The organism is Curtobacterium sp. 1544 (assembly GCF_040544915.1).
GTDB classification, from domain to species: Bacteria; Actinomycetota; Actinomycetes; order Actinomycetales; family Microbacteriaceae; genus Curtobacterium; species Curtobacterium pusillum_C.
In genome coordinates this window covers 1-12,481 of record NZ_JBEPKX010000044.1, presented here as the reverse complement: position 1 = coordinate 12,481, position 12,481 = coordinate 1, and the positions used below count along the sequence as shown (strand labels likewise).

Here is a 12,481-nt window from a genome sequence, read left to right as displayed (position 1 = left end):
GCGTGAGCACGCACCGGCCGGTGCGGAAGGAGGGACTCGAACCCTCACGCCTGGGGCACAGGAACCTAAATCCTGCGTGTCTACCGATTCCACCACTCCCGCGAGCAGCGGCAGTCTACCGAGCGTGACCGACGTGCCGGACGCGATCCGTGCCTCCCGGCCGGTCCTGCGCGGCCACTGTGCGAGGTGACGCGCACTGTGCGAGGCGAACCGCGTGCCACCGTGCGCGGAACCTCGCACACTGCGAGCGCGCCGCCGCGGCTCAGCGCAGTCGACGGGGGAGGTACCGAGGGACGTAGCGCAGCAGGATGCCCGCGCCGACCAGGCCGAGCACACCCATCACCCCGCTGGCCACCGCGATCGACGCGACGGCGGTGACCCCGGAGATGACCAGCGGCGCAGCCGCCTGCCCGAAGTCGCCCGTGAAGCGCCACGCGCCGAGGAACGGAGCCGGGTGGTCCCGTGGCGCGAGGTCGGCACCGAGCGTCATGAGGATGCCCGAGCCGACGCCGTTCGCGAGCGACATGCCGATCGCGATCGCGACGAACCAGCCCACCCGGGCGTCGAGGTGCCCGGACCACGCGAGCAGGAAGTAGCTCACGCTCAGTCCGAGCATGCAGGGGAGGGCGCTGGCCAGGCGCCCCCAGCGGTCCATGATCTGCCCGCTCGTGTAGAAGAGTGCGAAGTCGACCGCACCGGCGATGCCGATCACGAGGGCGGCGGTCGAGTCGTCGAGTCCGACGCTGACGGCCCAGAGCGGCAGGATGACCTGCCGTCCGGCGCGGAGCGCGCCGATCAGGCCGGCGCCGCTGCCGAGCCGCAGCAGGACGGCTCGGTTCGCGCGGATGGTGCGGAAGAGGCCGTGCGCCTCCTCTTGGACGAACTGCGCGCCGGTGTCGGTGGGTGGCTCGGTCGGGCGGCCTGCGTCGGTCGTGGGGTCGGCGGTCGGCCTGGAGGCGCGGGGCGGCTTGCGGAAGCCGCGTGCGCCCGTCGCGGGGTCGCGCAGGACGAGGAGCACCACCGCTGCCAGGAGGCAGCAGACGATGTGGATCCAGAACGCGCTCTGCGTGGTGCCGGTCAGGTGCACGACGCCGGCGGCGATGAACGGGCCGACGAAGTAGCCGAAGCGGAACACCCCGCCGAGGCTCGACAGGGCCCGGGCTCGGATGGCGAGCGGGATCGCGGTCGTCATGTAGGCGTGCCGGGCGAGGGCGAAGACGGCCGTGGAGACACCGACGAGGAACACGCCGAGCGCCAGGACCCAGGCGTTCGGCGCCACGGTGCAGACCAGGAGCCCGACGACGGAGACGGCCGCTGCGCCGATCATCGCGTTCCGCTCGCCGATCCGCGCGACGACGACTCCGGACGGCACGTCGCCGATGAGCTCGCCGACGAGGATGAGGGCCGCGACGAACCCCGCGAACGCCAGACTGGCCCCGAGGGAACTCGCCGCGATCGGGATGATCGGGATGATGGCGCCCTCGCCGATCGCGAAGAGGGCGGCGGGCAGGAAGCCGGACAGCAGCACCGCCCGGAAGTCGAAGGCGGGGGTCTCGGAGGTCATCGCTCGTGCAAGGGTACGCCCGCGGCTTACCCTGGTGGCATGCGAGTACTTGCAGCGATGAGCGGCGGCGTCGACTCGGCGGTGGCCGCCGCCCGGGCCGTCGACGCCGGACACGACGTGGTCGGCGTGCACCTCGCGCTGAGCCGGATGCCGGGCACGCTCCGCACCGGCAGTCGCGGCTGCTGCACGATCGAGGACTCCATGGACGCCCAGCGCGCGGCGTCCACGCTCGGCATCCCGTACTACGTGTGGGACTTCTCGGCTCGGTTCAAGGAGGACGTCGTCGACGACTTCGTGGCCGAGTACCAGGCCGGGCGCACCCCGAACCCGTGCATGCGCTGCAACGAGCGGATCAAGTTCGCGGCGCTGCTCGAGAAGGCGCTCGCCCTCGGGTTCGACGCGGTCGCGACCGGCCACTACGCCTCGATCGTCACCGGCCCGGACGGCGCCCGTGAACTGCACCGGTCCGCGGCGTGGGCGAAGGACCAGTCGTACGTCCTCGGCGTCCTGACGGCCGAGCAGCTCCAGCACGCGATGTTCCCGCTCGGAGCCACCCCGTCGAAGGACGAGGTCCGGGCCGAGGCCGCCGCGCGCGGCCTCACCGTCGCGCAGAAGCCGGACTCGTACGACATCTGCTTCATCCCCGACGGTGACACCCGCGGTTGGCTCGCCGACCGGGTGGGGACGACCCCCGGCGACGTGGTCGAGCGGGACGGCACGGTCGTCGGTTCGCACGACGGGGCGACCGGGTACACGGTCGGGCAACGGCGGGGCCTCGCGCTCGGCCGTCCCGCCGCCGACGGCAAGCCGCGCTTCGTGCTCGAGATCCGTCCGAAGGACAACACCGTCGTCGTCGGCCCGAAGGCAGCGCTCGACGTCACCTCGATGTCGGGCTCGCGGTTCACCTGGGCGGGCACCGCGCCGGCGGACCCGTCCGTGCCGTTCGCGTGCGACGTGCAGATCCGGGCGCACGCCGACCCGGTGCCCGCGACCGCACGGGTGACCGAGGGGCAGCTCGTCATCGACGTCGACGAGCCGCTCTCCGGCGTCGCGCCGGGGCAGACCGCGGTGGTGTACGTCGGGACGCGCGTGCTCGGGCAGTGCACGATCGACGCGACGGTGTCGGCGGTGCCCGTCTCCGCCTGACGTTCGGGGTCGGTGGTTCACGGTAGAACTGATGCCATGAGCGACACGACGTTCGAGACCCTGGCCCCGTCCGATCTCGACGGTGCCCAGGCGCAGCGGGAGGTCGAACGGCTCCGCGTCCGGATCAACGAGCTCCGCGACCAGTACTACGAGGGCAACGGCTCGACGGCGTCGGACGGCGACTACGACGCGCTCGTGCACCGGCTCGACGCGATCGAGCAGCGCTTCCCCGACCTCCTGACCGAGGACAGCCCGACGCAGACGGTCGGTGGTCAGGCGCAGACCGTCCAGTTCGCCCCGGTCGAGCACGCCGAGCGGATGCTGAGCCTCGACAACGTCTTCAGCCCCGAGGAACTCACCGACTGGGCGATCAAGGTCCAGCGCGACGCCGGCGCCGAGCGCGTCCGGTTCCTCACCGAGCTCAAGATCGACGGGCTCGCGATCAACCTCCGCTACGAGAACGGTCGGCTCGTCTCGGCGGCCACCCGCGGCGACGGCGTCGTGGGCGAGGACGTGACCGGCAACGTCCGCACGATGGGCACCATCCCGGACCGCTTGTCGGGCTCCGGGCACCCGCCCATCGTCGAGGTCCGCGGCGAGATCTTCTTCCCGGTCGAGCAGTTCGACGAACTCAACGCCAAGCAGCGCGACGCGGGGGAGCGGGTCTTCGCGAACCCGCGCAACGCCGCCGCCGGGTCCCTCCGCCAGAAGGAGGAGGGCAAGTCCGAGGCGAAGCGTGCGCTCATGGTCGACCGGTTGCGGCGGCTCCGCATGCTGGTGCACGGCATCGGCGCCTGGCCCGTCCGGGAGCTCGAGCGGGACACCGACGTCCGCGCCCAGTCCGGAGTCTACGAGCTCCTGCAGACCTGGGGCCTGCCGACGAGCACGCACTACCGGGTCTTCGACTCCATCGACGAGGTCCTGGGGTTCGTCAAGGACTACGGCGACCGACGAGCGTCGGTGGAGCACCAGATCGACGGCATCGTCATCAAGGTCGACGACCTCGCCCTGCACGAGGAACTCGGGTCGACCTCGCGCGCACCCCGCTGGGCGATCGCGTACAAGTACCCGCCGGAAGAGGTCCACACGAAGCTCCTCGACGTGGTGGTGAGCGTCGGCCGCACCGGTCGGGCGACGCCGTTCGCCGTGATGGCCCCGGCCGAGGTCGCCGGATCGGTCGTGCGTCAGGCGACCCTGCACAACCAGCAGGTCGTGAAGGCGAAGGGCGTCCTCATCGGCGACACCGTCGTCCTGCGGAAGGCCGGTGACGTCATCCCCGAGGTGCTCGGGCCGGTCGTCGAGCTCCGGGACGGCAGCGAGCGCGAGTTCGTCATGCCGACGAACTGCCCCGAGTGCGGCACGCCCCTCGCCCCGGCGAAGGAGGGCGACATCGACCTCCGCTGCCCGAACGCGAAGAGCTGCCCGGCGCAGGTCCGCGGCCGGGTCGAGCACATCGCGTCGCGCGGGTCGCTCGACATCGAGGGGTTGGGCGAGGTCGCTGCGGCAGCACTCACCCAGCCGCTGTCCCCGGAGCAGCCCCCGCTCGTGACCGAGGCCGGCCTGTTCGACCTGACGATGGAGGACATCGTCCCGATCGAGGTGATCGTCCGCGACGCCGAGACCGGCATGGAGAAGACCACCGACGACGGCGCACCCAAGCGGGTCACGCCGTTCAGCCGGGCACGCAAGAAGACCGACCCGCCCTTCGATCCGGAGGCCCGCGGCGCGGACCACACCGGCGAGCCGAGCCGGTACCCCTCGAAGAACGCGTTCGAGATGCTCGCGAACATCGACGCCGCCAAGACGAAGCCGCTGTGGCGGATCATGGTCGGCCTGAGCATCCGCCACGTCGGTCCCGTCGCTGCCCGTGCCCTGGCGAACCACTTCGGGTCGCTCGACGCGATCCGAGCGGCCTCCCGCGAGGAACTCGCGGCGGTGGACGGTGTCGGCGGCATCATCGCCGATGCCCTGCTCGCCTGGTTCGAGGTCGACTGGCACCGCGAGATCATCGACCGTTGGACGGCCGCGGGCGTGCAGTTCACGACACCCGGCCACCCCGGCCCCGGCGCGGCGAGCGAGGAGGGCGGGGTCCTCAGCGGCTTGACGGTGGTCGCGACCGGTTCGCTGGAGGGGTACAGCCGGGAGGGCGCGCAGGAGGCGATCATCGCTGCAGGCGGCAAGGCGGCTTCGAGCGTCAGCAAGAAGACCGACTTCGTGGCGGCCGGGCCTGGGGCCGGTTCGAAGCTCGCGAAGGCCGAACAGCTCGGCCTGCGCATCATCGACGCCGAGCAGTTCCGGGTCCTCGTGACCGAGGGCCCGAGTGCCCTCGGCGAACCCGAGGCTGACGCTCCGGAGAGCTGAGCGGAACTCTGAAGCACGTCGCGCGCCTGTCCGCACGCCGCGGCGCGCCTGTTGATGCACCCAGTTCAGGGGTCAAGTTGCATCCCGCACGCCCTCGGAAGGCCATTCTCCTTACACTCGACAGAGCATCACCTGTCGCCTGCAGGGAGACGACAGGACGGCCTTCCCGGGGGAGACCCGATTGCTGCTCATCGCCGCGGCTCTGCTCACCGCCTCGATGCACTCGTTCGGAGTGGTCGAGGCCCCCGTCGCGCCCGCGCCGCACTCGGCGGTCGTCGTCGCCGCGGTGGCGAAAGTACCTGAGGGGAATTCAGTACCCCGCCCGGTCATGACCGGGGTACAGATCACGGTCGACGACCTGGCCGCCGCGCACGGACGCACGTTCCTGGTCGACCTGACCGGCTTGGGACGCTCCGACCTCCTGCAGGCCAACGGCGACCGCCGGGTGCTCGCCACGGCGCAGGACGCCCCGCCGACCGCGGCCGAGGTCGCCACGTGGTGGGCGGGACTCGGTGCCGAGGACCGCCAGCGACTCGAGACGTTCGCGCCGTCGGTCGTCGGCAACCTCGACGGCGTCCCGTACGCCGTCCGCGACCGGGCGAACCGCGCGGTGCTCGCGTCCGGGCTGGCGGACCACGCGGCGTCGGCGGCGCGCGCGGCGCTGCTCGGGCAGGTGCGGGACTCGCTGCGGCACGACGTGGGAGCGCCGGACCGGTACCTCGTCACCCTCGACACCCGTGGGTCCGGCCGCGCGGCGATCGCCATCGGGGACCTCGACACCGCGGCCGACGTCACGGTCGTCGTGCCGGGCATGTTCTTCACCGTCACGGGCCAGATGACGGACTTCACGAACACCGCGAACGACCTCTACAGCGAGCAGGCCACGCTCTCCGGCATCGCCGCACCGGGTTCGGGCAGCGGTGTCGCCGTGGTGGCCTGGATGGGGTACCGCACGCCGGACCTGTCCAACATCCTGTCGCTCGGGCTCGCCAAGACCGGGGCGGCGCGGCTCGAACGTGCGGTCGACGGGGTCCGGCAGGTCCGGGACGGCGAGGAGCCCCGCGTGAACATCGTCGCCCACTCGTACGGTTCCACGACGGCGCTGATGGCGCTCGCCTCCGGCAAGATGCGCGCCGACACCCTGACGGTCCTCGGTTCCCCGGGCAGTGACGTGCAGCACGCGGGCGACCTCGCGGTGCAGCGCGACCAGGTCTTCGTCGGCGACGCCCACAGCGACCCGATCGCCGGGTCGGGCTACTTCGGCACCGACCCCGGGTCCTCGGCGTTCGGGTCGACGCTGCTCGACCTCGCCGGGGGAGTCGACGCGCAGGACGCCGGCGACGTGTTCCGCCGCCCCGTCGGACACAACGACTACCTCAAGCCCGGCACGGCCTCGCTGCACGACGTGGCGCTCATCGCGGTCGGACGGGGCGACCTCGTCCGCGAGCAGGTCCGGCGCGGCGAGGGCGGCCGGGACGGCGTGCCGCAGTCGCCGGACATGTACCTGGTCCGACCGCAGGACCTGCAGCCGCGCGACTGACCGAGCCTGGGCGGCAACCTGAACACCGGCGCAGCCTCGACTCGTTCCACGGCAGAACCAGTACAGACCGCCCCCATACGGTGCGGAGCATGCGTGTGGTGCGATGGCCTGGTGCTCTCCTGACGTTCGTCGCGATGTCGGCGCTGGCCGGCATGCTCGTGGCCGTCGCGGTCACCCCGGGGGTCGCCGTCGCGGGCGAGGGCACCTCCGGAGCGGTCTCCTTCTTCGAGGACCTGCCGAGCTACCTCGACATCCAGACCCCGCAGCAGGTGTCCTCGGTCTACGCGACCAAGCGCGGACAGCAGGTCAAGATCGCGTCGTTCTACGCCGAGAACCGCACGACCGTGGCCTCCGACGCGATGGCGAAGTCGCTCAAGCAGGCGGCCATCGACACCGAGGACCCGCGCTTCTACGACGAGGGCGGCATCGACGTCGTCGGCACCCTCCGCGGCGCTGCCGCGACCGTCGTCGGCGGTGACGTGCAGGGCGGGTCGAGCATCACGCAGCAGTACGTGAAGAACGTCCTCGTCCAGCAGTGCGAGGAGCTCACCGGCACGAACGCGGCCGACACCGAGAAGAAGATCGCCGCGTGCTACGAGGACGCCGCCGGGGTCACCCCGCAGCGCAAGCTGCAGGAGATGCGGTACGCGATCGCCGTCAACAAGAAGTACTCGAAGGACCAGATCCTCACCGGGTACCTCAACCTCGTCGGGCTCGGCGGCCGGGTGTACGGCGCCGAGGCCGGCGCCGAGTACTACTTCGGCGTGCACGCGAAGGACCTCTCCCTCGTGCAGTCCGCAACCCTCGTCGCCATCCTGAACAACCCCTCGAACCTCCGGATCGACCAGCCCTCCGACGCCGACAACGGCACGGCGAACGGGTACGCGGCGACGAAGGACCGCCGCGACTACGTGCTCCAGCGGATGTACGTGCACCACGACATCACCGAGGCACAGCTCGACGCGGCGAAGGCGACCCCCGTGACGCCGAAGATCACCGCCACCGCGAACGGCTGCTCGTCGGCCGCGACGGGCTACGACGCCGGCTACTTCTGCGACTACGTGCGGAACCAGGTCCTGCAGGACCCCGCGTTCGGCAAGACCGCAGCGGAGCGCATCGCGACGCTCGACACCAAGGGGCTCGAGATCCACACCTCGCTCGACCTCGACCTGCAGGCGCAGGCACAGACCGCGCTGTCGACCTACGTCCCCGCGACCATGGCGGGCGTCGACGTCGGCGGTTCGAACGTCACCGTCGAACCGGGCACCGGACGGATCCTGTCGATGGTCCAGAACACCGCGTACACGCAGGGCGACAACGCCGCCGCCGGGTCCACGGCGGTGAACTACAGCGCTGACAGCGGCTACGGCAACTCGGGCGGCTTCCAGACCGGTTCGACGTACAAGGTCTTCACACTTGCGGAGTGGCTCGCCACCGGGCACACGCTGTCCGAGTCGGTCTCGACCAGTGAGCACACGTTCGAGAACGCCGAGTTCACGAACTCCTGCCAGAACGTCAGCGGCGGGACGTGGCCGGTGTCCAACGCCGAGAGCGTTCCCGCATCGATGACCGTCCAGGCGGCGACCTCGGAGTCGATCAACACCGCGTACGCGCAGATGGGCAAGCAGCTCGACCTCTGCAAGATCGCGCAGCTCGCCCAGTCGATGGGCATCCACCCGGCGTCGGGCGGCCAGCTGACGCAGACACCGTCGTCGATCCTCGGCGTGAACGACCTCTCGCCGATCGACCTGGCCGAGGCCTACGCGGGCTTCGCGAACGGCGGGGTCGTCTGCACCCCGACCGCGATCGACTCCGTGACCGAGTCGGACGGCACGAAGATCACCCCCTCGCCGTCGTCCTGCACGCAGGGCGTCTCGGCCGACGTCGCGGGCACCGTGGACTACGCGTTGCAGGGCGTCCTGACCGGGGCCGGCACGGCCGCGAGCGCGAACCCGGGTGACAGCACGCCGAAGTTCGCGAAGACCGGGACCACCGACGGCGACGTGCAGAACTGGCTCGTGGCGTCGTCCACCAAGTACACGAACGCGACCTGGATCGGGAACGTGCAGGGCGGCGTCAGCCTGGCGAACTGGCCGTTCCTGCAGGGCACGACCGGGTACAGCGCGAAGTTCGGGGTCGGGAAGTCGATGATGTCCTACCTCGACCAGACGGTCGGCGGGGGAGCACTGCCCACGCCTGACCCGGCGATGATCGGCCAGGCGAGCCACGCGTCGACCCAGTCGTCGTCACAGGGCACCGGCACTGCCACGGGCCAGTCCACGCCGAACGAGCAGCAGAGCCAGCAGCAGTCTCCACAGAAGCAGCAGGGGAATCAGAAGGGGAAGTGACGCACCAATAGACTGGTGGGCATTCCACGAACCGATCGACGGAGCACCATGCCTGACATCACGAGCGAGCAGGTCGCCCACCTGGCGAACCTCGCGCGTATCGCACTCACGCCCGACGAGATCGAGAAGCTGACCGGGGAGCTGTCGCACATCGTCGAGAGCGTCGCCAAGGTCGCCGAGGTCGCGACCCCTGACGTCCCCGCGACGAGCCACCCCGTGCCGCTCGGCAACGTCACCCGACCCGATGTGGTCGGACCGACGCTGACGCAGGAGCAGGCGCTCTCCGGGGCGCCCGACTCCGACGGCGAACGGTTCCGAGTGACCGCCATCCTGGGAGAAGAACAGTGACCGACATCACGCGGATGAGCGCCGCGGCGCTCGCCGACGCCCTCGTGGCGCGCGACGTCTCGAGCGTCGAGGCCACCCAGGCCCACCTCGACCGCATCCAGGCGGTGGACGGCGACGTCCACGCCTTCCTGCACGTCAACCAGAACGCCATCGCCGCGGCGAAGTCGATCGACTCCCGCCGTGCCGCGGGCGACGACCTCGGCCCGCTCGCCGGCGTGCCGATCGCGGTGAAGGACGTCCTGTGCACGCAGGACATGCCGACCACCTCCGGCTCGAAGATCCTCGAGGGCTGGGTGCCGCCGTACGACGCCACGCCGGTCGCGAAGCTCCGCGCCGCCGGTCTCGTGCCGCTCGGCAAGACCAACATGGACGAGTTCGCGATGGGCTCGACGACCGAGTTCTCCGCGTACGGCCCGACCCACAACCCGTGGGACCTCGACCGGATCCCCGGCGGGTCCGGCGGTGGCTCGGCCGCCGCGGTCGCCGCGCACGAGGCACCGCTCGCACTCGGCTCCGACACCGGCGGCTCGATCCGCCAGCCGGGTGCCGTCACGGGCACCGTCGGCGTGAAGCCCACCTACGGCGGTGTCAGCCGCTACGGCGCGATCGCCCTGGCGTCCAGCCTCGACCAGATCGGCCCGGTGTCCCGCACCGTCCTCGACGCCGCGCTCCTGCACGACGTCATCGGCGGGCACGACCCGAAGGACTCCACGAGCATCCCGGACGCGTGGCCCTCGATGGCCGCCGCCGCGCGCGAGGGGCTGCAGGCGGACACGCTGCGCGGGCTCAAGGTCGGCGTCGTGAAGGAGCTCGCCGGGGGCGAGGGCTTCCAGGCCGGCGTCACCCAGCGCTTCCAGGAGACCGTCGCGATCCTCGAGGCCGCGGGCGCTCAGGTCGTCGAGATCGACGCCCCGTCGTTCGCGTACGCGATCAGCGCCTACTACCTGATCCTCCCGGCCGAGGCGTCGTCCAACCTGGCGAAGTTCGACTCGGTGCGCTTCGGCCTCCGTGTCACGCCCGAGAACGGCGCCACCGTCGAGGACGTCATGGCCGCCACGCGCGAAGCCGGCTTCGGTCCCGAGGTCAAGCGCCGCATCATCCTCGGCACCTACGCCCTCAGCGCCGGGTACTACGACGCGTACTACGGCTCGGCGCAGAAGGTCCGCACGCTCGTGCAGCGCGACTTCGCGGCCGCGTTCGAGCAGGTCGACCTCCTCGTCAGCCCCTCGGCGCCGACGACCGCCTTCCCGATCGGCGAGCGCATCGACGACCCGCTCGCGATGTACCTCAACGACCTCACGACGATCCCGGCGAACCTCGCCGGTGTCCCCGGCATGAGCATCCCGAACGGCCTCGCGCCCGAGGACGGCCTGCCCACGGGTGTGCAGCTCATGGCGCCGCAGCGCGAGGACGCCCGCCTCTACCGGTACGGCGCCGCGCTCGAGCGACTGCTCGAGCAGCAGTGGGGTCGACCGCTCATCGACAGCATCCCGGACCTCGACCAGAGTCAGCAGTCCGCTGCGCAGGAAGGTGTGATCTGATGGCGCAGAAGGACGCGCTGATGGACTTCGACGAGGCACTCCGGCTGTACGAGCCGGTCCTCGGGTTCGAGGTCCACGTCGAGCTCGCGACGAAGACCAAGATGTTCTCGGACGCGCCGAACTTCTTCGGTGGCGAGCCGAACACGAACGTGACCCCGGTCGACCTCGGGCTGCCCGGGTCGCTGCCGGTCGTGAACGCCCAGGCCGTGCGCTACTCGATCCAGCTCGGGCTCGCGCTCGGCTGCTCGATCGCCGAGTCCTCGCGGTTCGCCCGGAAGAACTACTACTACCCGGACAACCCGAAGAACTACCAGATCTCCCAGTTCGACGAGCCCATCGCGTACGAGGGCGAGGTCGAGGTCGAACTGGCCGACGGCACGATCTTCAACGTGCCGATCGAGCGCGCCCACATGGAGGAGGACGCCGGCAAGCTCACGCACGTGGGTGGAGCCACCGGCCGCATCCAGGGTGCCGAGTACTCCCTCGTCGACTACAACCGTGCGGGTGTCCCGCTGGTCGAGATCGTCACGAAGCCGATCTTCGGCACCGAGGAGCGAGCTCCGGAGCTCGGCGCCGCGTACGTGCAGGTCATCCGTGACCTCGTCCGGACGCTCGGGGTCTCCGAGGCCCGCATGGAGCGGGGCAACCTCCGCTGCGACGCGAACATCTCGCTGCGTCCCCGTGGCCAGGAGAAGCTCGGGACCCGCACCGAGACGAAGAACGTGAACTCGTTCCGTGCCGTCGAGCGCGCGATCCGCTACGAGATCCAGCGGCAGGCCGCGATCCTCGCCGCCGGTGGTTCGATCACGCAGGAGACCCGGCACTGGCACGAGGACACCGGTCGCACCTCGGCCGGCCGACCGAAGTCCGACGCCGACGACTACCGCTACTTCCCGGAGCCCGACCTGCTCCCCGTGGTGCCGGACCCCGCCGTGATCGAGGAACTCCGGGCGTCCCTGCCGGAGGCCCCGGTCGCGCGTCGTCGTCGCCTCAAGGGTGACTGGGGCTTCACCGACCTCGAGTTCCAGGACGTCGTCAACGGCGGTCTCCTGGACGAGCTCGAGGGGACGGTCGCCGCCGGTGCCGCACCGCAGGCCGCCCGCAAGTGGTGGACCGGTGAGATCAGCCGCGTCGCGAACGCGCAGGACGCGGCCGCGGGCGACCTCGTGGCCCCGAAGCACGTCGCGGAGCTCATCGCGCTCGTCGAGTCGGGTGACCTCACGGACCGTCTGGCGCGCCAGGTGCTCGAGGGCGTCATCGCGGGCGAGGGTTCGCCGGCGCAGGTCGTCGAGTCCCGTGGGCTCAAGGTCGTGTCGGACGACTCGGCGCTCACCGCCGCCGTCGACGAGGCACTGGCCGGGCAGCCCGACGTGCTCGCGAAGATCAAGGACGGCAAGGTCCAGGCCGCCGGCGCGATCATCGGTGCCGTCATGAAGGCCATGAAGGGCCAGGCGGACGCCGCTCGCGTCCGCGAGCTGGTGCTGGAGCGCGCGCAGCAGTCGTAGGCCAGACCACAGAGCGGACGGGGGGGGGGGGGGGGCCCGGGGCCCCCCCCCCCCCCCCCCCGGGGGGGGGGGGGGCGGCCGCGGCGGGGGGGGCGCCCCCCCCCCCGGGGGGGGCGCCGGGGCGGGCC

At 71.3% G+C, this 12,481-nt stretch carries 8 protein-coding genes and 1 tRNA gene; 7 read left to right on the top strand and 2 right to left on the bottom strand.

Annotated features, from left to right (window positions below):
• Positions 1–21: 21 nt before the first annotated feature.
• A tRNA-Leu gene (locus ABIC61_RS18020) sits at positions 22–102 on the bottom strand.
• Positions 103–262: 160 nt separating this feature from the next.
• Complete coding sequence (locus ABIC61_RS18015) at positions 263–1,564, bottom strand: MFS transporter (protein WP_354031015.1); 1,302 nt, start codon at positions 1,562–1,564, stop codon at positions 263–265.
• Positions 1,565–1,603: 39 nt separating this feature from the next.
• Between ABIC61_RS18015 and mnmA the strand changes: the two genes are divergently transcribed.
• The 7 genes from mnmA (at position 1,604) to gatB (ending at position 12,353) form a co-directional block, all read left to right on the top strand.
• Positions 1,604–2,710, top strand: coding sequence for a tRNA 2-thiouridine(34) synthase MnmA (gene mnmA / locus ABIC61_RS18010; protein ID WP_354031014.1), 1,107 nt, complete (start codon positions 1,604–1,606; stop codon positions 2,708–2,710).
• 36 nt (positions 2,711–2,746) lie between these two features.
• A complete protein-coding gene (gene ligA, locus ABIC61_RS18005) occupies positions 2,747–5,071 on the top strand; it encodes an NAD-dependent DNA ligase LigA (protein ID WP_354031013.1) in 2,325 nt (774 codons plus the stop codon).
• Between the two features lie 181 nt (positions 5,072–5,252).
• Positions 5,253–6,611, top strand: coding sequence for an alpha/beta hydrolase (locus ABIC61_RS18000; RefSeq protein WP_354031012.1), 1,359 nt, complete (start codon positions 5,253–5,255; stop codon positions 6,609–6,611).
• A gap of 89 nt (positions 6,612–6,700) precedes the next feature.
• Positions 6,701–8,959 (top strand): transglycosylase domain-containing protein, encoded by a 2,259-nt coding sequence (locus ABIC61_RS17995; RefSeq protein WP_354031011.1) that lies wholly within the window; start codon positions 6,701–6,703, stop codon positions 8,957–8,959.
• A 48-nt stretch (positions 8,960–9,007) separates the two neighbouring features.
• The gene (gene gatC / locus ABIC61_RS17990) at positions 9,008–9,307 is read left to right on the top strand and encodes an Asp-tRNA(Asn)/Glu-tRNA(Gln) amidotransferase subunit GatC (RefSeq protein ID WP_079238471.1); all 300 of its coding nucleotides are present in this window, start codon (positions 9,008–9,010) and stop codon (positions 9,305–9,307) included.
• The gene (gatA, locus tag ABIC61_RS17985) at positions 9,304–10,848 is read left to right on the top strand and encodes an Asp-tRNA(Asn)/Glu-tRNA(Gln) amidotransferase subunit GatA (RefSeq protein ID WP_354031010.1); all 1,545 of its coding nucleotides are present in this window, start codon (positions 9,304–9,306) and stop codon (positions 10,846–10,848) included. The genes gatC and gatA overlap by 4 nt, the downstream gene beginning before the upstream one ends.
• Positions 10,848–12,353 (top strand): Asp-tRNA(Asn)/Glu-tRNA(Gln) amidotransferase subunit GatB, encoded by a 1,506-nt coding sequence (gene gatB / locus ABIC61_RS17980; protein ID WP_354031009.1) that lies wholly within the window; start codon positions 10,848–10,850, stop codon positions 12,351–12,353. Before gatA ends, gatB begins: the two co-directional genes overlap by 1 nt.
• Positions 12,354–12,481 lie beyond the last annotated feature (128 nt).